This is a genomic window from Gemmiger sp. An194, assembly GCF_002160145.1.
Taxonomy (GTDB): domain Bacteria; phylum Bacillota; class Clostridia; order Oscillospirales; family Ruminococcaceae; genus Allofournierella.
The window spans coordinates 40,839-64,823 of the sequence record NZ_NFKA01000019.1 but is presented as its reverse complement, the minus strand read 5'-3'; the positions used below and the strand labels follow the sequence as shown (position 1 = coordinate 64,823).

15 protein-coding genes and 1 riboswitch are annotated in these 23,985 nt (G+C 60.1%); of the genes, 7 read left to right on the top strand and 8 right to left on the bottom strand.

The genetic code is table 11. The features are described 5' to 3' along the window. Positions 1–113: 113 nt before the first annotated feature. The 7 genes from B5F28_RS11595 to B5F28_RS11565 form a co-directional block, all read right to left on the bottom strand. Positions 114–356: a hypothetical protein gene (locus B5F28_RS11595; RefSeq protein ID WP_087296048.1), complete on the bottom strand. Its 243-nt coding sequence runs from the start codon at positions 354–356 to the stop codon at positions 114–116. Positions 357–363: 7 nt separating this feature from the next. Beyond that, a complete protein-coding gene (locus B5F28_RS11590; protein ID WP_087296047.1) occupies positions 364–1,194 on the bottom strand; it encodes a Cof-type HAD-IIB family hydrolase in 831 nt (276 codons plus the stop codon). After that, on the bottom strand, positions 1,191–2,000 hold the full coding sequence (gene proC / locus B5F28_RS11585; RefSeq protein ID WP_087296046.1) for a pyrroline-5-carboxylate reductase: 810 nt from the start codon (positions 1,998–2,000) through the stop codon (positions 1,191–1,193). Before proC ends, B5F28_RS11590 begins: the two co-directional genes overlap by 4 nt. A 95-nt stretch (positions 2,001–2,095) precedes the next feature. Next, entirely contained in the window at positions 2,096–3,295 is a 1,200-nt protein-coding gene (locus tag B5F28_RS11580; RefSeq protein WP_087296045.1) for a chloride channel protein, read from the bottom strand. A gap of 62 nt (positions 3,296–3,357) precedes the next feature. Continuing rightward, positions 3,358–3,443, bottom strand: a riboswitch (Fluoride riboswitch). A 38-nt stretch (positions 3,444–3,481) separates the two neighbouring features. Next, positions 3,482–4,750, bottom strand: a complete 1,269-nt coding sequence (locus B5F28_RS11575) for an ABC transporter permease (protein WP_087296044.1) — start codon at positions 4,748–4,750, stop codon at positions 3,482–3,484. Continuing rightward, positions 4,737–5,444, bottom strand: coding sequence for an ABC transporter ATP-binding protein (locus tag B5F28_RS11570; RefSeq protein WP_343212759.1), 708 nt, complete (start codon positions 5,442–5,444; stop codon positions 4,737–4,739). The genes B5F28_RS11575 and B5F28_RS11570 overlap by 14 nt, the downstream gene beginning before the upstream one ends. A 5-nt stretch (positions 5,445–5,449) precedes the next feature. Next, positions 5,450–7,237 (bottom strand): efflux RND transporter periplasmic adaptor subunit, encoded by a 1,788-nt coding sequence (locus B5F28_RS11565; protein WP_087296042.1) that lies wholly within the window; start codon positions 7,235–7,237, stop codon positions 5,450–5,452. A 290-nt stretch (positions 7,238–7,527) separates the two neighbouring features. On the opposite strand from B5F28_RS11565, the gene B5F28_RS15320 reads away from it, so the two are divergent. The 7 genes from B5F28_RS15320 (at position 7,528) to B5F28_RS11530 (ending at position 23,008) form a co-directional block, all read left to right on the top strand. Next, complete coding sequence (locus B5F28_RS15320; protein WP_158097591.1) at positions 7,528–10,467, top strand: bacterial Ig-like domain-containing protein; 2,940 nt, start codon at positions 7,528–7,530, stop codon at positions 10,465–10,467. Positions 10,468–10,713: 246 nt separating this feature from the next. Continuing rightward, positions 10,714–13,818, top strand: coding sequence for an EAL domain-containing protein (locus B5F28_RS11555; protein WP_158097590.1), 3,105 nt, complete (start codon positions 10,714–10,716; stop codon positions 13,816–13,818). Next, positions 13,815–15,170 carry a diguanylate cyclase domain-containing protein gene (locus B5F28_RS11550; protein WP_087296040.1) on the top strand — a complete coding sequence of 452 codons (1,356 nt, stop codon included), beginning with the start codon at positions 13,815–13,817 and terminating at the stop codon, positions 15,168–15,170. Before B5F28_RS11555 ends, B5F28_RS11550 begins: the two co-directional genes overlap by 4 nt. Before the next feature lie 457 nt (positions 15,171–15,627). After that, positions 15,628–17,550: a glycoside hydrolase family 2 protein gene (locus tag B5F28_RS11545; protein ID WP_087296039.1), complete on the top strand. Its 1,923-nt coding sequence runs from the start codon at positions 15,628–15,630 to the stop codon at positions 17,548–17,550. A 105-nt stretch (positions 17,551–17,655) separates the two neighbouring features. After that, a complete protein-coding gene (locus tag B5F28_RS11540) occupies positions 17,656–20,922 on the top strand; it encodes a glycoside hydrolase family 3 C-terminal domain-containing protein (RefSeq protein WP_087296038.1) in 3,267 nt (1,088 codons plus the stop codon). A 1-nt stretch (position 20,923) separates the two neighbouring features. Further along, complete coding sequence (locus tag B5F28_RS11535; RefSeq protein WP_087296037.1) at positions 20,924–21,358, top strand: hypothetical protein; 435 nt, start codon at positions 20,924–20,926, stop codon at positions 21,356–21,358. A gap of 87 nt (positions 21,359–21,445) precedes the next feature. Continuing rightward, complete coding sequence (locus tag B5F28_RS11530; RefSeq protein ID WP_087296036.1) at positions 21,446–23,008, top strand: MFS transporter; 1,563 nt, start codon at positions 21,446–21,448, stop codon at positions 23,006–23,008. A 65-nt stretch (positions 23,009–23,073) separates the two neighbouring features. Here the strand turns inward: B5F28_RS11530 and B5F28_RS11525 are convergent, their stop codons facing one another. Further along, positions 23,074–23,928: an AraC family transcriptional regulator gene (locus B5F28_RS11525; protein ID WP_247643476.1), complete on the bottom strand. Its 855-nt coding sequence runs from the start codon at positions 23,926–23,928 to the stop codon at positions 23,074–23,076. Positions 23,929–23,985: the final 57 nt, after the last annotated feature.

Sequence of the window (23,985 nt, the reverse complement as noted above, 5' to 3'; positions counted from 1 at the left end):
GTATTCCTTTCGGCATAGTAAAGCACCCCATTTGTTATTCAGTATATCATACTGTCTAACAAATGGGGTGCAGTTCAGTTCGGGCTCCTTCTTTTTTGTTTCTCTGTTACTATTCAAATCCAGCCGGCCAGAATCGCCAGCTGCCGGGCCAGCGCCGACAAAAACCACAAGCTCACCAGCAGGCACAAAGCACCGTAAAACAGCTTCATGCCCCTTGCCGATTCCCGGCGCAGGTGCACCGCCAGGCTGACCGCCCACAGCGCCAGCCCCACCAGAAACAGCGGGCTGAAAAACAGCAGCCCGGCGATCAGACAAAGGTTCGCCGCAATAATGCCCTTTTCCCGCAGGAAATCCACTGCTGCATCACCTGCCCAGCACGTATTTTTCCAGTGCCAGGGCCACGCCGTCCTCGTCGTTGGTGGCAGTGACCGCGGCGGCCTTTTCCTGAATGAAGCGGGGCGCGTTGCCCATGGCCACACCCAGGCCCACCGATTCCAGCATGGCCAGGTCGTTTTCCGAGTCGCCGCAGGCCATCACCTGGCTCTTTTCCAGCCCCAGCATCCGGCCCAGCTCCAGCAGAGCCAGGCCCTTGGTTGCACCCTCATCGCTGATTTCCAGATTGTTGGTTTCACTGGACACAATGGCAAAGCCGCCCATCTGCTGAGCGATCTGCCGGGCCTTCTGCCGATTTTCCTCATTGGTAAAGAACATGGTGCATTTCTCAAAGCCCTCCTGAGAGGCAATGAATTCCGGCATGCTCTCCACCGGCTGGCGGCTCAGCCTCATATAGTTGGCCATATTGCGGGGCGCCCACTCCTCAGCGGCATCCAGGTTTTTCTGCTCGCTGTAGCCGCTTCCCCCGGCGAACACATCGAACACCCGCCAAAGGCCCTCGGTGGCCCGATACAGCTGCTGGACCCGCTGACGGCTGAGCCAGTTTTTGATCACGAATTCCCGGTCGGCCAGCCGAATCACGGTGGCTCCGTTGGCGGTAACCGCGTAGTCCACGCCGGGGATCTGCAGAAATTCCGGCAGCACGCCCCGCAGCGGCCGGCCGGTGGCCGGGATCACCCGGCAGCCCGCGTCGATGGCCGCCCGGATGGCCGCATGATTGCGGGGGCTGATCTGATTTTTGCTGTTCAAAAGAGTGCCGTCGATGTCCAGCCCCACCAGCTTGATGTTGTATTCGCTCACTGCTTGCCCAGCTCCTTGTTCTTTGCAAAGCTTCTGACCACCGCGTTGATGGCCGCGGCCCGCAGGCCGCCCTCCTCCAGCGCGTGCACTCCGGCGATGGTGCTGCCGCCGGGGCTGCACACCTCGTCCTTCAGCTGGCCGGGATGCTTGCCGGTCTCCAGTACCATCTGGGCCGCGCCCGCCAGGGTCTGGGCGGCATATTCCAGTGCCTTTGCCCGGGGCAGGCCGCATTCCACGCCGCCGTCCGCCAAAGCCTCAATGAACTGGTACACATAAGCAGGCCCGCAGCCGGACACCGAGCTGCCCGCGTCCATCAGCTTTTCGTCGATGGCGTCGAACCGTCCGGCGGCGTCCATCTTGATGAGGAACTCCTCCAGATCCTCCCGGTCCACACCGGGGCCGGCGGTGTACAGGATCATGCCCTGGCCGATGGCCACCGGCGTATTGGGCATGATGCGCAGCATGGGGGCAGGCCGCCCCAGCATCTGGGCCAGACGGTCCAGCTGCAGGCCCGCGGCCATGCTTACCAGCACGAACCGGTCGGTCCGCTGGGCCAGCACCGGGGCCAGCTCGGCCAGTACCTGGCCCATGCCGGCGGGCTTTACGCCCAGAAAGATGAATTTGGCCTCCCGGGCCACGGTGGCGTTGTCCATCGCCACGTCGCAGTCCAGCTCCTCGGCCAGAGAGATGGCCTTTTCCATGCTCCGGTTGGTCAGCACCACCTGGCGGGGGTTCCAGCGGCAGGCCGCCCGGGCCAGCGCGCCGCCCATGTTGCCCACACCGATGAATCCAAAGGTATAGCTCATCGCAAAACGCCTCATTTCCATGTTTCAGTAAAGCCCGCAGCCCGCGGACAATGTTCTGCTTCCAGTATACCCGCTGAGGACCTGTTTTGCAATTCTTATTCCGTGCGCTGGGCCGGATAGATGGTGGCGTTGCCGCTGCACACTCGGGCCGCTGCACAGCACAGCAAACCAAAGGGCAAAAACGCCCAGCCGAACACCTCACCCGCAATCAGCGCCGGAGCCAGCAGGGTACGGCTGGCCGATCCAAATACCGCGCAGTAGCCCGCCGCCGCAGCCATCGGCACCGGAACTCCTGCCAGCGGAGCCAGCCATACGCCCAGCGATGCACCGATGGAGAACAGCGGTGTAACTTCACCACCCTGGAAGCCGCCGGCCAGAGTCACCACGGTAAAGGCCAGCTTGACCAGCCAGTCGTACCAGTAAACCGTACCGTCCGAAAAGGCTGCTGTAATCAGGTTGGTGCCCAGGCCGGAATACCGGCCCCAGTGACAGGCAAGGCTCGCCGCCGCCACCACTGCTCCCACCAGCGCAGCCCGGGCCACCGGATTCTGCATCCGTCGTCCCAGCACCGCTTTTGCCCGCCGCAGGCTCTCCGCGAACAGCGCGCCCGCAAGGCCGAAGCAGATCCCGAGGCAAGCCAGCCGAAGCGTGATGCTCCCGTCCAGCACGGGCAAACCGGTCAGCTCCACAGTGAATTTTTCCAGTCCCAGCGCACCGCTGGTCCAGCTGGCTGCCAGCGATGCCGTCAGCACCGGCAGCAGCGCCTCCAGATCCAGCCGTCCTACCGCCGTGACCTCCACCGCAAACAGCGCCGCCGCAAAAGGGGTGCGGAACAATCCGCCAAAACCTGCTGCCATACCGGCCTTGAGCAGCAATTTTTTTGCGTTTTGCATTGACAGCAGACGACCCGCTCCCCGGCCCAAAGCTGCGCCCATCTGCACCGCTACCCCCTCACGCCCGGCACTGCCACCGAACAGATGGGTAACCCAGGTGGACAGAAAGATCATGGGGATCAGCCGCCGGGGAATCCGTTCTTCCTCGTCAAAGGCCGCGTCGATCACCAGTCCCATGCCCCGGCCCGCCCGACTGCCCCAACGCCGGTAACACCAGGCAATAATTGCGCCCGCCAGAGGCAGAAAAGGCAGCCACCGGCCGGGATGCGCGTCCCGCACCGCACCAATGGCCAGCAATCCCCGGCCGAACACCGCGGCCAGCGCGCCGGCCGCCACACCCACTGCCGCCGCCACCGCACACAATGCCAGCAGCCGCAGCGCCTGTTTTCCGATTTCTTTCATTGGTTCCCCCTTGCCGAAGCCTTCCCCATACGCACAAAAAGGGCTGACGGCCCCGTGATTCACAGATCACAGAAGCCATCAGCCCGAACAGGCGGTTTGGGCGGGCGCATCCGGCCCGCCGGGGGAGTGCCTCATTCCCCGTATGCTTTCAACAGGATACCGCCGCTTTGCGGTTTTGTCAAGGCGTTATTCGTAACGCAGCGCCTCGATGGGGTCCATCTTGGCGGCCTTGCCCGCCGGGTAGTAACCGAAGAACACACCGATGAGCATGGAGAAGCCAACCGCCAGGCCGATGGCCGAAGGGCTGGGCTTTGCCGCATAGCCCAGCAGCCCTGCGCCTGCCGCGCCCAGGCCCACGCCCAGCGCCACACCCAGTGCGCCGCCCACCAGGCAGATGACCACCGCCTCGGTGATAAACTGCATCCGGATGGCAAAGCCCGGCGCGCCCAGTGCCTTGCGGGTGCCGATCTCCCGGGTGCGCTCGGTGATGCTCACCAGCATGATGTTCATCACGCCGATGCCGCCCACCAGCAGACTGATGGCCGCAATGGCACTGATGGCCAGCTTCACGGTGTTCAGCATGCTGGTCATCTCCTCCAGCATACTCTCCATGCTGGAGGCCGTGGCGGTGTAGCTCTCGTTGCGGGTGTAGAAGCTGGCAAAGAAGCTTTCCACCTGCTCCAGAAAGGCAGTCGTATCGGTGCCGGAGGCGGCCACCACGGTAAAGCTCTGGTAGCCGCTCTCGCCGCCGCTGAGCTTTTGGGCCGCTTCCATGGGCAGATACAGCTCGGTCACCGGATCGGACCCGGTCATGCTCACAAAGCCGTCGTCATCGTATTCATAAACACCGGCCACGTAAAACTTGAGCAGCTGGCCATTCACCGTCAGCTCAAATTCCTGCCCCAGCACCGACGCGCCGCTGGTGCCGAACACACTTTCACAGAACACATCGCTCACCACGGCGATCTGACGCTCACCGTCGGAATCCTTGATGAAGCGCCCGTGCAGCAGCTCCAGGTCATTGGCCAGAGCGTATTCCTCATTCACGCCCATGGCGCTCACCTGCACGGTGGTGTCATCCTGCTGCACCTGACCGCTGCCCAGGCTCCGGCTCAGCGCAATGGCATAGATCTGCTCCGGGTAGACCGTGCGGAATTCCTCGATCATGGCGTCGGTGAACAGGTCCTCGCTGGAGGGATTCTCCAGCCCGAACATGCGCACCGCACCGCCGGTGGTTTCATCGTCCTCAGATTTTCGCTGCAGGCTCACGGTGATGTTGTTGATGCCGAAGCCCTGCAGGCTGTCGGTGATGGAACCGGTGAGCGAGTCGCCCAGCGTGACGATGGCGATCACCGAGCCAATGCCGATGATGATGCCCAGCATGGTGAGCAGCGCCCGCAGCTTGTTGGCCCACAGACTGCCGAAGGCCAGGCGGATGTTGTCAAACAGCTGCACTGCGTCCCGCCCCCTTTCTCTCGCCCACAAACCGGCCGTCCCGCAGGGTCAGGATGCGCTCGCACTCGGCGGCCAGCTCCTGGCTGTGGGTGATGAGCACAATGGTCATGCCTCTGGCGTGCAGCTGGTGGAAGATATCCATCACGGTACGGCTGGTGGCGGAATCCAGCGCGCCGGTGGGTTCGTCCGCCAGCAGCAGTGCAGGCTGGTTCACCAGCGCCCGGGCGATGGCCACCCGCTGCTTCTGGCCGCCGGAAAGCTCGTTGGGCTGGTGGCGGGCCCGCTCGCTCATGTTCACCATCTCCAGCAGCTCCTTCGCCCGCTGGGTGCGCTGCCGGGCGGGCACTCCGGCGTAGAGCATGGGCAGCTCCACATTTTTCAGGGCGCTGGTGCGCCCGATCAGATTGAAGGTCTGGAACACAAAGCCGATTTTCCGATTACGGATGACCGAAAGCTCCTTGTCCTTCGCGCGGGTGATGTCCACACCGTCCAGCGTATAGCTGCCCTCGGTGGGCCGGTCCAGCGCGCCGATGATGTTCATCAGGGTGGACTTACCGCTGCCGGACTCACCCACGATGGCCACGAATTCCCCGGGATATACCTGCAGGTCGATTCCGTGCAGGATCTCCAGCTCGTTGGGCTTGCCGATATAATACCGTTTCACAATGCCCTGCATGTCAATGATCGGCTGCATCTGCATCAGCCTCCCATCGCCGGGCCGCCGCCCATGCCGCCGCGGCCGCCGCCACCGCCATCCGCGGGGGCAGCAATGACCACCGGGCCCTGCATACCGCCTTCTCCCGCGGGGGCCATGCCGCTCATCTCGCCGGGCATCATGGTTCCCATATCCAGCTCTTCGGTGGCTTCCTCCGCGTCAGCCGCCGCGCGCACTACCATGCCTTCTTCCAGCTCCGCGCCGCTGATCTGGGCGTAGTAGTCGTTCTGCTCGCCCACGGTCACGGCCATTTCCTCAAACACCGGCTCGCCGTCTTCCTCGCCGGTCTGCACATAGATCACGCTCTCGCCCGCCTCATTTTCGCCAATGGCATCCAGCGGAACGGTGAACACGTCCTCGGTGGTGGAAAGGATGATCTCCACCTTGGCGTTGGTGCCGATCAGCAGGCCGCTGTCCGCATCATTGACGGTCACCTCCGCCGCAAAGCTGCTGGAGGAGGAACCGCCGCCGGTGGCGGTGGGCGAGATCTGGCTCAGGGTGCCGTTCACCTCTTTGTCGGTCACATCACTGGTGATGCGGGCGGTCATGCCCACCTGCACGCTCTCAATGTCATATTCCGGAATGGTGATGACCACCTTCAAAGAATCCGTGTTCTGAATGGTAGCCGCCGCGCCCTCGATCATGCTGCCCACGGTGGCGTTCACTGCGGTCACCTTGCCGCCGGTCTCGGCGGTCAGGGTGCACTGCTCCAGCTGCTCCTGCAGATCGGTCAGCTCGTCACTCTCGGTGGATTTGTTGTAGCTCTCCAGTGCGTCGTCGCAGGTATCCTGGGCGGTCTCCTGGGTCTTCACCGCCTGCTCATAGGCGGTCTTGGCCTGCTCATAGGCAGACTGCGCCTGCTGGTAGGTGGTCTGCAGGCCGGTCAGCCCCACGGTGTTCTGTGCATCGCTCAGGGCCTTCTGCTTCTCCTGTGCCTGCACGGCAGCCTGATCATAGGCCGTCTGGGCGCTGGCCTGGGCCGCATTTGCCGCATCCAGCTGGACCTGGGCATTATCCATTGCACTCTTCAGTCCGGCCAGCTTTTCCGCGTCGCCCTCGGCGGGCTGATACCCCGCCGCCAGCTGCCGGTCACTCTCGGTCTTCCAGGCGCCATAGGCATCGTTGTAGGCGGTCTGCTTTTGGGCCGTCACCGCCATGGCATCGTTCAGAGCGCTCAGGGCGCTCTCCTGCCAGGCAGCAGCGCTGTCCGCCTCGCTCTGGAAGGAGCTCACCTTGCTGCGGGCACTGTCGTAGGCGGACCAGGCGTCGTTTTTCTCACTCTCCGCCTCGTCCATTTTGGTCTTGGCCTCGCTTGCGTTGGTCTGGGCCTCGGCCAGGCTCTCCTGGGCCTTCTGGTAGTTCTTTTCTGCCTGGGCCATGCTGTCCGCCAGGGCCTCCTTGGCCTTTTCAATGCTCTTTTCCAGGCTCTCGGTGTCCAGGGTGCAGATCACATCTCCCGCCTCGACCATATCGCCCACCTGCACATTTACCGTCTTCACGGTGTATTTCAGGTCGGTGGTCACGTTGGACACATCGCTGCTCTCCACGGTACCGCTGGCGCTGATGGAGTCATCCAGCGTACCCTTTTGCAGGGTCACGGTGCGCACATAGCTGCCCCCCTGCACCGCCACGGGCATGGAAGGCCTCCGCAGCCGGAAATACCACAGTCCGGCCGCCGCAAGCGCCAGAATCAACACCACTGCAATCAGGGCCTTTTTGTGCCGTCCCAGGCATCCGCCCACCCGGCCAAGGGCCGTTTTCACCTTACTCATCGATCATGATTCCCCCTTGTAGATAATAAAACCTTCCCCCGGGGCCGGTTTGCCGCCGGGAAACCGAACCTATTTTATCGGCAGTTTGTGAAAAGCCGCCGTGCAAAGGGTGAAAGATATGTGAGGGCAAACCTTTATGTAACCTTTACAGCCTGTAAACCTATTGTAAATTCATTCCATCTGGGGCTATCCGGGGCTTTTCTTTTCCCACTTGTTTTGTATAATAAAAATATACGCCCATTTTCGCAGAGCAAGTTCTCGTTTTTAACTGCATGAATGGAGGATTCTCAATGATCAAACGCTGCATCGCCACTCTGCTTGCCCTAGTGCTTTGCATGGCGCCTGCCGGCGGCCTTCTTCTGCCTGCCCGGGCAGAAGGCCAACCGCCCCGGGAGTTTGCCAACGTGGTACTTTTCGCCTATTTCAGCGACGAGCCAAATAAGGACTATTTCAACGCCCCTTCCGCCCAGCCGGACAAAAGCCGTGCCCAGGCGTTGATGGAGCTTTACGACGGCGAACAGGGCCGCTCCTTCCGCCAGTACATGAACACCATCTCCGGTGGTCAGTTCCGGGTACACAACATCTTCCCTCAGTGGGATGGCCAGACCCTTACCGCCTGCGAACTGCCGTTCGCCATCCAGCAGGCTCAGACCAGCAGCATTGACTCCTCGATTCTCACCGAGCTGGTGCGGCAGCTCCCCGCGCTGCAGGGTCAGACTCTGGACTACGACGGTGACGGCTGCATCGACAACCTGAGTGTGGTGCTGCTGGGCAAGGCGGACAACACCACCGGTTCGCCGCCCTCGCTGTACCCGCATCAGAACACCCTGCCCGCCGGCCTGCAGTACAGCGGCAAAGAGGTGGCCAATTACAACATGCTGAACACCGACCGTCTGCTGGACTCCACCCAGGCGGACGGCTCCGGCGTGATCTGCCATGAATTCCTGCACACCCTGGGCTACCCGGACCTGTACACCCGGGACGGCTCGGTCCCGGTGGGGGCCTGGGATATCATGGCCCTTTCCTCCCGGTATCTGAGCTGGCCGCTGGCCTATCTGCGCGCGCATTTCACCGGCTGGACCCAGCTTCCCGAACTGACCAGCTCGACCCGGAACGTTTCCATCTGCGCCCCCGGCGAAGCCGGCAACCAGGCCTATGTGATCCGCTCGCAGCGCAATCCCTATGAGCTGTTTGTGGTGGAGATGCGCCGCCAGACCTCCCCCTACAGCGACGATACTCTGGACTCCCGCGTCGGCGGCACCGGCCTCATCGTCTACCGGGTGGACACCACGGTGGACGGCCTGAGCAACTACTTCGGCTCCACCGGCGTGTACGTATTCCGCCCCCAGCCCGGCCAGAACGGCTATGTGGAGGGCAGCGAGCGGGCCACCGTGGGCAACGCTTTCCTCTCTGCCGAGAGCGGCCGCACCTCCATCGGCAGTGCGGACCCGAATGCCGGGCTGGCCCAGGGTGCGCTCACCTTCTCGGATGGCACCAATTCCGGCATCGTGATTTCGGATGTCTCCTCGGCCCAGAACGGGTCCATGACCTTCTCGGTCACCATTCCCCAGGCAGATCCTCAGACCCTGTGGCAGGATGCCCAGTTCCCCGCTCACTCCGGCGCAGCGCTGGCCCAGGGGCCGATCCGCGGCCAGATCATGGCCGTCGGCTACGATCTGCCCTATACCGGTGATGAGCTGCAGCTCTACGCCTTTGCTGACCCCGGCTGGGCCCCTGTAACCGCGCAGCCTCTCACTCAGGCGGGCGGCTTCGATCGGGTGACTCTGACCAGCCTGCGCGACATCCCGGTGGTCGCATGGCGCGCCAGCGACGGCGCATTGTACCTGTCCATGCTGGCAGATGGCGCATGGAAAAGCCTTGGCCTGCTGCCGGATGTGGACGACTACTCTCTTACCGCCCAAGGCGGGACCCTGCATCTGGCCTATGTGACCGGCGGCTATGCCCAGGCAGGCTATGCCACCATCACCAAAAGCGGTCTGATGCGGCAGGGCTACTGTGCCTCCGGCCGGATGTTCGACAATCCGAAGGTCGCAGTGACCAGCCAGGGCCAGGTGTATCTGGCTTTCCAGGATGTGACCAACAACAACGAGCTGTTGATCTATCAGGCGCAGGATGGCGGCTTCTCCCGCCTGGCCAGCCCGGGCAGTGCCAGCTCCTATGATCTGGCCGCCGGCAGCAACGGTCTGCTGGCTGCCCTGGGCGGCGAGACCCCGGTGCTGAAGCAGCTGGACGGCGACACCTGGAACGATCTCGCCAAGCTGGACCGCGCCGCCTACGAACCCCGCCTGGCCTTCGGCACGGATACCACCTTCCTGCTGGCCGCACCCAATGGTGCTTCGGCCAAAGACCTGCAGGTCTATCAGCTGGTAAACGGCACGTTCACTCCGGTGGGTGAGCGCGTGGACAAAGGCGGCAGCAACGCGACTCTGACCGTATTCGGCGACCGCCTGTTCACCTCCTACCATATGGACGGCAAAGCTATGATCCGCTTCAACGCCCCCGATGTGACCGATTCCCTGCTGTCCATATCGGTCACACCGCCTTCTCTTACCTCTTACCATCAGGGCGATGAGGTTTCTACCCAGGGACTGCGGGTATTCGCCAACTATGCCTCCGGTCCCAGAGAGCTGAGCAGCGGAGAGTACACGCTGACCGGCTTCGACACCACCCAGACCGGCACCCGACAGGCTACTGTAACATATCAGGGCATGAGCGCCAGTTTTTCCTTCACTGTTTTTGAAAAACCCGCTCCCACCGTGACTCCCAGCCCTGTTCCCACCGCTCAGCCCACTGCAGTTCCCACAGCGCAGCCTACTGCCATCCCCACGGCGCAGCCTACTGCTGCTCCCACAGCACAACCCACTGCGGCTCCCGCAGCGCAGCCTACCGCAGCACCTGCGGCGCAACCCACTGCGGCACCTGCTGCTACCATTCCCCCCAGCACCGCTGTGATCCGTCCTTCGCGTCCCACTGCACAGCCCACGGCAGTTCCCTCTGCCACTCCCTCGGCGGAGCCCACAGCTCCCCCCACTGTGCAGCCCACAGAGCAGCCTTCCGCCACACCGAGTCCCTCCAGTGAACCCGCCACCGCGAACTCCTCTTCGTCCGGCGGTCTGCTCCAGTCCAAGCCCGCGCTTGTGCTGGCCGGCCTGGTCGGGGTATGCGGCTGCGGTGCCGTTGGCCTGTGGTTCTTCCTGAAGCGCCGGTAACGCATCGGCCAAGCTCCGCCCGGGCTTGCCGGTCCTCTCTCCTCACACCGGCACTGTTTCGGTCAAAGCAGGGATAAATTCCTGTTTCCCCGCTTCGTTTTGGAGCGCACAAGGCATTTTCCCCATCGTTTTCTTTCCTTCCTTAACCCGGCTGGTTCCCAGCCGGGTATTTTTTTGTGTTATAATGGAAAAGATAGGGACCGGGCGGCAGAGCCACCGGAAGCACAGAGGGGAGAATCGATGCATATGATGGAGCATCTGCAACGCTTTTTCGAGGAGATGGACGAGTTCGTCTATATCTCAGATATAAAAACGCACCAGTTGGTCTACATGAATCGCCGGCTGCGGGAATCACTGGGCTATCAGCAGACCGCAGACTACGCCGGCAAACGCTGCTACGAGGTTCTGCAGGGCAGTACCCAGCCCTGCGCATTCTGCAACAACCATCAGCTGAAAGAACAACATTTTCTCTCCTGGGTTCACAAAAACCCGGTCTTCAACAAACGCTATCTGATCAAGGACAGTCTGCTGACCGAGCAGGGTCACAGCTACCGCATCGAGGTTGCCGTGGATGTGGACGCCGAGGTCATATGCAATACACCCTACTATTACGCCCGCAGCGAAACCATCCTGAATGAATGCATGCGGCAGATCTTCTCCACCACCAATCCAAACGATGCGCTGGAACTGCTGCTGAGTTATCTGGGCCAAACCTTCCAGTGTGACCGTGCCTACGTGTTTGAGATCGGCACCGATGAGCAGGTGGACAACACCTATGAATGGTGTCGGGAGGGTGTCACCCCTCAGAAAGACATTCTGCAGGGCGTGCCCCTTTCCAGCATCGACTGGTGGATGCAGGTATTCTCCCGGGATGAGGTGATCCTGATCCGGGATCTGGAGGATATCCGCCTGCAGTATCCCATGGTCTATGCCATGCTCAAGCCCCAGGATGTGACCACTCTGGCGGCAGGGCCGGTGACCAGCGAGGGCAAGGTGATCGGCTTTTTGGGGGTGGACAATCCCAATCGGGAGATGATGGGCATGCTTGCGCCCATCATCAATGTGGTGGGCCGCTTCGTGGCCTCGCTGCTGGGCCGCCGGGATCTGCTGCGCAGGCTGCACACCTTAAGCTACCACGATCCTCTTACCAATCTTTACAACCGCAACGCCATGAACGCTATGTTCGAGCAGGATACCCGTTTGGGCGGTCTGAGCCAGCTGGGCGTGATCTACTGTGACATTACCAGTCTCAAGCAGACCAACGATTCGCTGGGGCACGACGCAGGTGACCGGCTGATCCGCCATTGCGCCGCTCTGCTGCAGGAGACTCTGCAGACCCCCTGGATCTACCGCTCCGGCGGTGACGAGTTCGTGGCTCTGTTCCGGGACCTGCCCCGGGAGCGCTTTGAGGAAAACATCCAGTCGCTGCGCCAGCGCATTCAGCAGGACCAGCATCACATGGCCGTGGGGTTTGCCTGGTCCGATCAGCCTCCCTTTGATCTGGACGCACTGATCGGCCAGGCCGACCATGTTATGTACCAGGACAAACGGGACTACTACCGGATCAACGGCTCCATCCCCGGTATTGACCGGCGCAAAAGCGACCGCCGCCCGGAAAATGCCGCGGCGGACAAAAGCAGCCTGTTTTACCATTTCCTGGCCTCTACCTACCACGACATGGAATTCCTGTTCCAGTCCATTTCCCAGCAGAACACCGTAAGCTATTTTTATTTCGGCGACATGGCAAAGGATCTGTTCTATATTTCCGACAATATGCGGGATGAATTCGGCTTCCGCAGCAATGTGGTGCCGGGTCTTCTGAAGGAATGGGCCAAGCGCATCCCTTCCCCGCAGTACCGGGACATGTACCGCCGCCAGATTCAGACCATGCTGCAGGAAAAGCGCACCGTGCATGATCTGCGCTATCAGATCCGCAACGCCGCGGGCAAAACCGTCTGGATTCGCTGCTTCGGCCTGATGCAATGGAGCGAGGACAAGACCAAGCCCCTCTTCTTCGCCGGGCGGGTCACCCATCAGGACGACGACTTCGTGGTGGACCCGGTGACCAATTTCCCCCGGGTCACCGCCATGTTCGGGCGGATGGATCAGCTGCGGCAGACCGGCCAGCAATGCCTTGCCATCGGCTTCAGCCTGAACAGCATTACCGAACTGAACAACGCCCGCAGCCGCACCTACAGCGACCATCTGGTGAGCAACATCGCCGACGAGCTGATGAAAAATCTGATGGGCAAAATGTCCTTTTACCGGCTGGAGGGCATGCGCTGCCTGGCCCTGGTGGACCCGGCCTGTGCCGAGAGCCGGGAGGAGCTGGTGCACCAGATCCGTGAGATCGTGGAGGCCGGTTACCGGAGCGTGGGCCTTTCGGTCCATCATCCCTGCTCCTTTGCCCTGATGGACTGCCCCAAGGACCAGCTCTCCCCCTCGGATTTTGTGGAGAAAATGGTCTCGCTGATCAAGGTCGCCAAGCAGGATTCCCGCCAGCTGTATGTGGTGGATTCTCCCGAAAACGGCGAGAAGATCAAAAACATGTCCAACATCGCCCTGGCCCTGAGCCGGGACGTGCTGCGGGGCATGGAAAATTTCCGCATCGTGATCCAGCCGGTGGTCTCCGCACAGGATGGCCGGGTGGTGGGCGGCGAGGTCCTGCTGCGCTGGTCCTTCCAGGGGCGGGATGTTTCTCCCGCCATCTTTATCCCCCTGCTGGAAAAGGGCAACCTGATCCAGCTGGCGGGCCGCTGGGTCTTTGAGCAGACGGCCTGCAACTGCATGCGCCTTGCCGCCTGCATGCCGGAGTTTTATCTTACCTTCAACGTGAGCCTGCAGCAGCTGTCCGACGAGAAATTCACCGACTTCATGCGCGCCACCCTGGAAAAATACCGGGTCAGCAGCGAGCGCCTGGTGGCGGAAATGACCGAAAGCTGCATGGACGAGCAGCCCGAACACCTGATGCGCTTCGTGGATGCCTGCCATGAGATGGGCATCGGCATCGCACTGGACGATTTCGGCAGCGGGTATTCCTCGCTGCGCATGCTGCTGCAATATCCTTCCAGCATCATCAAGCTGGACCGTTCTCTGCTGCTGGAGATGGCCGCCTCGGAGGACAAGATGAACTTCCTCTCCAGCATCGTATACGCCTGCCACCGGTTCGGCAAAAAGGTATGTATGGAGGGCGTTGAGACCCCGGCCCAGAACCGGATGATCCGGGAATCCGGCTGCGACATGATCCAGGGCTTTTACTATTACCGCCCCATGGAGCTGGAGGATGTATACCGCCTTATCTCCGGCGGCGCCGGAGAAGCCCCGGCAACAAACGAGAAGGAGGAGCCATGACCAACAATGCACTGCCCGGCAGTCAGGTCCGTACCTGGCTGAACGAATTCTGCCTTCGATATTTCCAGCTTCGGGACCCGGAAGGCACGCTGGCGCTGCTCTCTCCGAATTTTATCAGCGTGGGAACCGGCGATGGCGAGGTAGCCGTCAACAAGGAGCAGTTCCACCGCCTTCTGCGAGACGAGCTTCAGGCCGTGCCCTGGCCGCTCAGCTATAAAATCGACAACTACACCCAGCACCAGCGGGCGACCACCTGCTGGGATTGCTTCTGTGATGTTCACATCGGGCTGGAGCAGCCGGAATACGGCATTCATGTGATCTATCACATCCGCCTGACCGCCGGCTTCCATCTGGAGGGCGAGCGCTGGTTCATCGATACCATGCACGCCTCCGAGGCAAGCCACACCCAGGAGGAGGGCGAGTTCTTCCCTCTGTCCTTCGCTTTGCAGGGCACCAGCCAGATCAACCGCAGCACCCAGAAGGAACTGATCGAGATCCTTGCGCAGCTCATGCCGGGCGGTGTGGTGGGCGGCTACGTGGAGGACGGCTTCCCGCTTTATGTGGCCAACGACCGAATGCTGCAGATGGCCGGTTACCAGAGCTATGAGGAGTTCTCCCGCCAGATTCAGGGCCTGGTGATCAACAGCATCCACCCGGATGACCGGGAGTTTGTGAAAATGGTGGTGGCGCAGGCCCTGGCCAAGGGCGATCAGTACGAGGTACAGTACCGCATGAAGCGCCGGGACGGCACCGACATGTGGGTCCACGACATTGGCCGAAAGACCGTTGCCGACAATGGCCGCGAGGCCATCATCAGCGTGCTGGTGGACATCTCCGAACAGATCAATGCCAAAAAGGACCTGGAAAAGGCCGCCGATAAGGACCCCCTCACCGGTCTTTTCAATCGAAAGGCCGGCCAGAACCGGATCGAAAATGCCATGCACAGCAGCGGCGGATATCTGTTCGTCATTATGGATCTGGACAATTTCAAGCAGGTGAATGACCTCTATGGCCACCAGCAGGGCGACCGGGCGCTGCATGAGTTTGCAGCCCTGCTCACCCACACCTTCCGCCGCACCGACATCCTGTTCCGGCTGGGCGGCGATGAGTTTGGCGTGTTCTTCTCAGCGCCCCGGGACCTGGGCGTGCTGGAGCGCAAGCTGAACAGCGTGGTAAAGAGCTATCAGGCGCTCACCCAAAAGCACTGGCCCGCAGCCCGCTCTTCGGTCTCCATCGGCGGCGTATACGGGCAGCTGCCCCGGGAGTTTTCCGAGCTGTACCGCACGGCAGACCAGGTCCTCTATGAGGTGAAAAACGCCGGCAAGGGCGCGGTGCTCATCCGCCCTTTGTGATTCCCGGCGCAAAAGCGTAAATTTTTCTGTAAACAAAACCCGCCGTTCCCAACTGCTTGTGAGGAACGGCGGGTTTTGTGGTTTTAACTTTATCCATCACGCTCAGCCGGGCGAATCCCATCTTGTGCCGGAACATCCTCCTTTCAAAACAGGCATCGGTATACCTTATTTATATTGGCTTTGAGAACTGCTTTGCGGGTCAAACCTTTTCCCGAGCAGCTCTTTTTCTCCACGCATCGTCTTCTGCTTCGCGCTGAAAAGCCGGATTTTTCTTTTGTCTATATGCTTTTTGCACAAAAATTAACAAATTAATTTGGCAACAGAAATGCCACATATGCCACGATTTGCACCACTTGGGGAAAGCGATTGAAATGCCTGCCTCATATATTATAAGCTTAAAACATCGAAACGAAGTTGCAAAACACCCCGTCAGATGCGCGGGCATGGAGGGCGATTCATGAGAACAACAATCAATTTAAACCGGCAGTGGACCTTCACCGGTCCCGACGGTACCGACTCTGTGGTGAATGTTCCCCACACCTGGAACGCAGTGGACGGCCAGGACGGCGGCAACGATTACTGGCGCGGAACCTGCGTTTACCGGAAAAGCTTTGCGGCCCCGGCGTTTGACCCTGCCACCCAGGATGTCTATCTGCAGTTTGAAGGTGTGAACGCCAGCGCCGATGTGGAGCTGAACGGCCAGATGGTGATCCATCACGACGGCGGCTACTCCACCTTCCGGAGCTGCATCACCGAGCTGCTGAGCGCCGACAATCAGCTGGTCGTCCATGTGGACAACAGCGTCAACGACCGGGTATATCCCCAGAAGGCCGACTTCACCTTCTACGGCGGCATCTACCGGGATGTGAGCCTGATCGTCGTGAGCAAGCATCGCTTTGCCATGGATCATTTCGGCGGCCCCGGCCTGAAGGTCACCCCGAAGGTAAAGGGCTCCGACGGCGAGGTCCGGGTGGAGAGCTGGTGCAATGTGGAGTCCCCCAACGTGGAAGTGATCCTCACCGACCGGGAGGGCAACCAGGTAGCCAAGGGTACCGGCACCGATGTGACTCTGCGCATTGAAAACGTGCATCTGTGGGACGGCGTGGCCGACCCTTACCTCTACAACGCCACCCTTCGCCTTGTGGAAAACGGCAGCGTGGTGGATGAGATCGGCTGCCGCTTCGGCGTGCGCACCTTCCGGGTGGACCCGAAGGAGGGCTTCTTCCTGAACGGCCGCCGTTATCCTCTGCACGGCGTTTCCCGCCACCAGGACCGCAAGGGCATCGGCAACGCGCTCACCCGCGCCCATCACGACGAGGATATGGCTCTGATCCGGGAGATCGGCGCCAACACCATCCGTCTGGCCCATTATCAGCACGATCAGTATTTCTATGATCTGTGCGACGAATACGGCATGATCGTCTGGGCCGAGATCCCCTACATTTCCGAGCACATGCCCAATGGCCGGGAAAACACCATCAGCCAGATGAAAGAGCTGATCGTGCAGAACTACAACCATGCCAGCATCGTGACCTGGGGTCTTTCCAACGAGATCACCATCTCCACCAAGGATAAGGCGGACATGCTGGACAACCACCGGGTGCTCAACGAGCTGTGCCACAGCATGGATGAGACCCGCCCCACCAGCCTGGCCTGCTACGCCATGTGCGGCCCCTTCAACCGGGTGGCCCATCTGTCCGACATCGTGTCCTGGAACCTGTATCTGGGCTGGTATGTGCCCGGCCTGTTCCTGAACGACTGGTGGATCAGCTTCTTCCACAAGGTCTACCCCAACCGCTGCCTGGGCTATTCCGAATACGGCTGCGAGGGCATGCCCAACCTGCATTCCTCCAAGCCCCGCCGCGGCGACCACACCGAGGAATACCAGGCCATCTATCACGAGTTCCTGCTGAAATGCTTCGAGCGTCATCCCTACATGTGGAGCACTCACGTTTGGAATATGTTCGACTTCGCGGCAGATGCCCGCGACCAGGGCGGCGAACCGGGCATGAACCACAAGGGTCTGGTAACCTTTGACCGCAAGACCAAGAAGGACAGCTTCTATCTGTACAAGGCATACTGGAGCAGCGAGGCCTTCGTTCACATTGCGGGCAGCCGCTATATGGACCGCCCGGAAAAGATGACCACCGTGAAGGTGTACTCCAACCAGCCCAAGGTCGGCTTGTATGTGAACGGAAAGCTGCTGGAGGAAAAGTCCGGCAGCAAGGTATTCACCTTCCGCGTGCCGCTGGAGGGGAAGGTCAAGCTGAAGGCAGTGGCCGGCAGCTGCACCGACACCGCCGCACTGCGCCATGTTGAAGCCCCCAATCCGGCTTACAAGCTGAAAAAAGGCAAGAGCACCAGCGCAAACTGGGTGTAAGCCTTTCCAAAACCATGCAAGAGCATGGAAAGGAGGTCGGTTCACTGCGGTTGAAAACGGCGACCACACCATTGTGGAAACAATAAAAGGAGGAAACACGCAACTATGAAACAGTCGACCAAAAAAGCGTTGTGGCGCGGCCTGAGCGGCGCTATGTGCTTTACCATGTGCCTGTCCATCATTCTGGGCAATGCGCTGGAAGCCAACGCTGCCACCATCGACACCTATCTGGGTACTTCCAGCGAGGTGCTGACTTCGAAAAACGATGCAGAAAATCCCCTGTACGATAAGTTCACCCCCCCTGCGGAACTGCTGAACGAGGATGGTACCGGCAACTCTCACGCCCTGATCCAGGCAGCCATTGATCTGAATCGCCGGGAGGCTGCCGAAGGCGCTGTTCTGCTGAAGAACAACACCGAGAACGGCCAGGGCCTGCCCCTTGCCAGCGGTTCCAACGTGACCCTGCTGGGCATCCGTTCCCATGTGCCCCTGATCGGTTCCAGCTTCGGCGTTAAGGCTCAGGGCCCATTCATCAGCCTGGAGCAGGCTCTGTCTCAGAACAAGACCGATTTCGCCAACACCATCACCACTACCCAGAACACCAACGCCACCACCCGTGAAGAGGCCACCAGTGTAAGCAAGACCATGGAGTCCTGGAGCGGCGACGAGTTCGAGTTCGAGGGTGCGGGCCTGAATATCAACCCCACTATGGTGGAGGTCTATAAGGAACTGAACAAGACCTACAACCATGCCAACAACGAAAATCCTGAAGAGATCTACAACCCCGGCGAACCCTCTGTGAATGAGATCGCCGGCGTGAACAGCGATTACCAGTCCAGCTTTGCCGAGTACGGCGATGCTGCCATCGTTGTGCTGGGCCGCCCCAGTGCCGAGTCCAAGGACTTCCTGCCCGGCGGCATCAAAGAGGGCCTGGGCGCTGAGGAGCCTCTGGCCCTGACCGACAACGAACGCGCTGCCATCGAAATGGCAAAGCAGGCCAGCGACAACGTAATCGTCCTGATCAACAGTGCCTCGGCCATGGAGATCGGCGATCTGAAAAACGACCCTGATGTTGATGCCATCCTGTGGATTGGTTTCCCCGGCTGCTACGGTATGCTGGGCGTGGCCGACATCATCAGCGGCCGTGTGAGCCCCTCCGGCGGCCTGGCCGACATTTTCCCCACCTATAACATGTCTGCTCCTGCCATGCAGAACATGGGCAAAATGTATTACAGCAACACCGATGAAGTGATCAACCGTACCGGCGGTGTTCTGGGCTTTACCCCCGGCTCCTACACCATTGAGGCCGAAGGCCTGTATGTGGGCTACCGCTACTATGAGACCCGTTATTATGATTCTGTTGCCGGCAATGGAAACGCTGCCAGCCCTGTGGGTGCCTATACTTCCGACACAGAATGGAATTATGCCAACGAAGTGGCTTACGGCTTTGGCTATGGCCTGAGCTACACCGACTTCCAGTATGAGTTCGACGGTCAGCCCGTGTTCGATATCAGCGTTGACGAGGAGACTGGCGCCCCCAGCGCTTACGCCACCTTCAATGTGAAGGTGACCAACGTGGGCGACGTGCCCGGCAAGACCTCTGTGCAGATCTACGGCCAGGCTCCCTACATTGCCGGCGGCGTTGAGAAGTCTGCCATCCAGCTGCTGAACTTTGAAAAGAGCAGCGTTCTGGAGCCCGGCGCTTCTGAAGTGGTTCCCGTTCGTGTGGACCTGCAGTACATCGCCAGCTACGATGAGAGCTACGACAACGGCGACGGCACCATGGGTACCTACATCATGGACCCCGGTGCTTACTACTTCGCAGTGGGCAACGGCGCTCACGACGCTCTGAATCACATTATGGCCGCTCAGGGTATGGACGCTGCCCGCATGGTAGGCGAGGGCAATCCCGCTCAGGCTTACATGCAGCAGATCGACGAGAACTTCATCTCCAAGACCATGTTCTCTGTTTCCAAAACCGGCCACAAAATCTCCAACCAGCTGCCCTATGCAGACTGGAACTACTACCAGCCCGGTGAGGTGACCTACCTGTCCCGCAGCGACTGGGCCGGCACCTATCCCAAGAGCTACACCGAGATGACCCTCACCAACGAGGAACTCATCAACAACCTGAACGGCAAGACCTACACCCTGCAGACCGGGGATGATACCTCCGATATTCTGTGGGGCCAGGACAACGGCATCCAGTTCTATGAGATGTTCGGTGTGCCCTACGACGATCCCAAGTGGGATTCTCTGCTGGACCAGCTGACCCTGGAAGAAGCCATGTACATCTTCTCCTTCGGTGGTCCGTCCATCCCCGGCGCTGACTCCATCGGCACTGTGGAAACCTACATGACCGAGAACGCTGGTAACGGTGTGGCTGTAAGCCTGAACGCTTCCAAGGACCCCAATGCTCCCTGGGCTATCCCCTCCAGCGATGTGAACGGCAACTGGCATCCTCAGGTATTCGGCAACGCGCCTCTGATCGCTGCCTCTTTCAACCCGGAACTGATGTATGAACTGGGTGAGTTCACCGGCATTGAGTCTCTGTTCACCGGCATCAATATCCTGTGGGGTCCCGGTCTGAATACCCACCGTCACGCTTACAACGGCCGTAACGGCGAGTACTACTCCGAAGATCCCGTGCTGTCCGGCGTTGCCGCCATGGAATTTGCCATCGGCGCTTTGGACTACGGCCTGGTTGCTGCTCCCAAACACTTTGCTTTTAACGACCAGGAATCTGAGCGTGGCGGCGTATCTCCCTACATGACCGAGCAGCGTGCCCGTGAGGTAGAGCTGCGCGCCTATCAGATCGCCTTTGAGGCCACCAAGTACGACACCGAGGAAAACGATGCCGGCATGCGCGGCCTGATGACATCCTTCTCCAAGATCGGTTCCATCGAGTGCACCACCAGCGAGGGGCTGATGACCGAGATTCTTGCCAATGAGTGGGGCTTTATCGGCTACGCCGTTACCGACATCTACGATGACACGGATCTGTGGAGCGCTGTGCTGAACGCTGGTACCACCTGCTTCGATACCCGTGGTCAGTCCGGTTTCTACGGCACCACTACTCTGGAAAACTGCAGCCTGTTCCAGAATCAGGTTGACGGCAGCAAGCTGTCTGCTCACATGATCGACGGTGACGCCAACCTTCAGATGAAACTGAAGGAAGCTGTTCACAAAAACATCTACGCCTGGACCGAAAGCCATTTGATGAACCGTTACAACGCAACCACCCACATTGAGAGCCAGATGACCTGGTGGCGTGCCATCTACTATGGTATGACGGGTGTTTCCGGCGCTGTGCTGGTGCTGAGCGTGGTCATGTATGGCGTGACCTCCATCCGCAAGAAGGAGGAAGAATAACATGAAAAAGGGCATTGCATTTTATCTGAATCTGCTTGCCGCACTTCTGGGCGCGGCAGGTCTGGGCCTGGCCGTATATAGCAGCGTCCTCTCGGTGGACAATGCGCTCACCGGCCTGCCCCTGGTGATTGCTGCCGGCGTGATCGGCGTTGTGCTGGTCGTTCTGGCTGCTGTCGCCCCCGCCCGCATGGGCAACCACAACCCGGTCACTGCGATTTCCGTAATTGCAGCGATCGCGCTGTACAGCTACGTTTACGGCCAGTGTACACTGCAGCGCATCATGCTGATTGCCGGCCTGTTCTCCTTTAACTCCGGCAACACCGTGGGGTGGACCATCTTCTATGTGACGGTGGCCTGCGCGGTTTGCATGGTTCTGGCCTGCATCTTGCTGATCGTGAGCAGCTTCTGCAAAACCGTAAAGCCTGTTCAGCAGTAAACAACCAAAACAGCGTAAGTTGAACACACCGGCCGCCCGCCTGGCGGGCGGCCGGTGTATTTACAGGAAAAGGAGAGAATACAGGTCATGAGTTCACAAGCTTCACAGTCCAGCGGCGTAAACCGTGCCAAGCTGTACCAGCTGGTACTGTTCCCGCTCAACAACGGCGCCACAAACGTTTATTATGTTCTGGTGCTCAGCTACATCGCCACCTTCGGCGCCAACGTGCTGAGCCTGGGCACTCTGTTTGCATCGGCCATGGTAACGGGCATGCGCGTATTCGATGCCTTCACCGACCCGGTGATCGGCGCACTGATGGACCGTACCAACGGCAAGTTCGGTAAATTCCGTCCGTTCATGGTGATCGGCAACGTGATCATGGCGGTTAGTATTCTGGTGCTGTATGGCCTGACTCCCCTAATCCCCGCCGAGATGATGGGTGCCCGCTACGCCGCTTTCGTGGCTCTGTATGCGGTGTGGGTGATCGGCTATACCTTCCAGACCAGCTGCACCCGTTCCGGTCAGACCGTTCTGACCAATGACCCCAAGCAGCGGCCGCTGTTCACCATCTTCAACACCATCGGCAGCCTGCTGGGCATGGGCGCCATGCAGTTCTTTGCCCCCATCCTGGCAAAAAGCTTCGAGACCGGCTATTCCTCCGCGGAGTTCTTCCGTGCTCTGGCCCCGGTGGGCATCATCATTTCGGTGATCCTCACCATCCTGGCCATCGTGGGCATCTGGGAAAAGGACCAGCCCAAGTACTTCGGTATCGGCGGCAGCAAGGCCGAGAAGGTCAAGGTTCAGGAGTACCTGAATATCATCCGCGAGAACAACCCCATGCAGCGTCTGATGGTTGCCGGCGCCGGCTGCAAGCTGGCCCTGTCCATCGCCACCAACACCACCGTGCTGTGCATGCTGTACGGCTGCATGATGGGCAACTACGACGGTCTGTACCTGCCCATGATGGTGCTGGGCTACGTGTTCAGCGTTCCCTTCTTCCTGCTCACGGTTCGCACCAGCCAGAAGAAGGGCCAGAAGGCCAGCCTGATGCGCTATGTGAGCGTGGCGCTGATCTGCTACGTGGGCGTTCTGGTGCTGCTGCTCCTGTGGGGTCGCGGCGATGCCTTCACCCTGTCCCTCCTGGATGAGAATGGCCTGTCCATCAACCTGTACACCATTCTGTTCATCATCTTCTTCGGCGTGGGCTATGGTGCCTACTATGCCACCGCCGACATGCCCATTCCCATGGTTGCCGACTGCTCGGACTACGAGACCTATCGCTCCGGCAACTACATCCCCGGCATCATGGGCACCCTGTTCAGCCTGGTAGACAAGCTGGTTTCCAGCCTGTCCGCCACCGTGGTAGGCATTGCCGTCGGCCTGATCGGCCTGGACATCCTGCCCACCCAGTACAGCCCCTACACTGAGGGCATGAACGTAGTGGTCATCGTTCTGTTCTGCGTCATTCCCATGATCGCCTGGGCAGCAACGCTTCTGGCCATGAAGAATTACAGCCTGACCGGCGAGCGCATGAAGGAAATTCAGGCGGTCAATGCTGTGCGTAAGGACGCAATCGAAAACGGTATGAGCATTGAGGAAGCCATGAAGACCTGGACGACCATCGACCAGGTGCCGGAGAAGTTCCGGTAATCGCAGGCAAAAACAACGCTGCCGGCTTCCTGCAAAACAGGGAGCCGGCAGCGTTTTCTGTTGGATCAGGTTTGTGTGAACTCGGTGGGGCTGCAGCCGTATTCCGCCTTAAACGCCCGGTAAAAGCCCGCGTAATCCCGGAAGCCGCAGGCCTCGTATACCACACTGGGCCGGAGCCCGGTGGTCAGCATCTGGCGGGCGATGAGCAGCCGCTTCAGGGTAATGTAGCGGTAAACGCTGACGCCCATCACGCGGGCAAATTCATGGGACAAATGGTACTTGCTGACGAAAAATTCCTCCGCCAGTCCATCCAGCGAAAGCGGCTGAGCATAGTGATCGCCGATGTAGGCGATGACCCGGTCGGTCAGGCTGGACTCCTTTTCCGGCTCCTGCGTGCCGGAGCCGTCCCGAATCTGGCGGTTCAGCTGCACAAGGAACTGCAGCAGCAGCGCCTGACACAGAATATCCCGGCCGAACTGATCGGTTGCCGTCTGGCGCAGAAGCTCGTCCAGCGTTTGGCGGATCAGCTCCTGCTGCTGAGGCGCCAGCCGAAGCAGGTTGGTGTGGGCCGGGCGGCTGATGTCAAAGCAGTGCACAAGGCTTGTGCCGGCGGTGGAGTAGCGGTGCAGGAACTCAGGCTTGATCCAGAGCACGATCCGCTGGTAGGGGTCCCGGTCCGGATGGATGATGGGCTGGTGCAGCTCCAGCGGGCTGATCAGCAGCAGATCCCCCGGCTGCAGCTGGTAGGTCTGGCCCTCCACCAGATAATCCACACTTCCCCCCAAAAAGAAATACACCTCGTAAAAATCATGGTGGTGCAATGCCACCGGCCCCAGGTGCCGGTCCTGATAATAGAAGATTTCATAGCTGTCACCCTTCATTTTTTGCCGGGTGTCGAAATGTTGGAATCGATTTGGCACGGCAATCACCTCCCCTGTTATTATACAGCAAGATTCACAATCTTAACAGCAATTTTT

What these genes read in the sequence shown, in the direction of transcription:
- proC (WP_087296046.1), bottom strand. Translation starts at nt 2,000, where the DNA reads ATGAGCTATACCTTTGGATTCATCGGTGTGGGCAACATGGGCGGCGCG.
- B5F28_RS11580 (WP_087296045.1), bottom strand. Translation starts at nt 3,295, where the DNA reads ATGAAAGAAATCGGAAAACAGGCGCTGCGGCTGCTGGCATTGTGTGCG.
- B5F28_RS11570 (WP_343212759.1), bottom strand. Translation starts at nt 5,444, where the DNA reads ATGCAGCCGATCATTGACATGCAGGGCATTGTGAAACGGTATTATATC.
- B5F28_RS11565 (WP_087296042.1), bottom strand. Translation starts at nt 7,237, where the DNA reads ATGAGTAAGGTGAAAACGGCCCTTGGCCGGGTGGGCGGATGCCTGGGA.
- B5F28_RS15320 (WP_158097591.1), top strand. Translation starts at nt 7,528, where the DNA reads ATGATCAAACGCTGCATCGCCACTCTGCTTGCCCTAGTGCTTTGCATG.
- B5F28_RS11555 (WP_158097590.1), top strand. Translation starts at nt 10,714, where the DNA reads ATGATGGAGCATCTGCAACGCTTTTTCGAGGAGATGGACGAGTTCGTC.
- B5F28_RS11550 (WP_087296040.1), top strand. Translation starts at nt 13,815, where the DNA reads ATGACCAACAATGCACTGCCCGGCAGTCAGGTCCGTACCTGGCTGAAC.
- B5F28_RS11545 (WP_087296039.1), top strand. Translation starts at nt 15,628, where the DNA reads ATGAGAACAACAATCAATTTAAACCGGCAGTGGACCTTCACCGGTCCC.
- B5F28_RS11540 (WP_087296038.1), top strand. Translation starts at nt 17,656, where the DNA reads ATGAAACAGTCGACCAAAAAAGCGTTGTGGCGCGGCCTGAGCGGCGCT.
- B5F28_RS11535 (WP_087296037.1), top strand. Translation starts at nt 20,924, where the DNA reads ATGAAAAAGGGCATTGCATTTTATCTGAATCTGCTTGCCGCACTTCTG.
- B5F28_RS11530 (WP_087296036.1), top strand. Translation starts at nt 21,446, where the DNA reads ATGAGTTCACAAGCTTCACAGTCCAGCGGCGTAAACCGTGCCAAGCTG.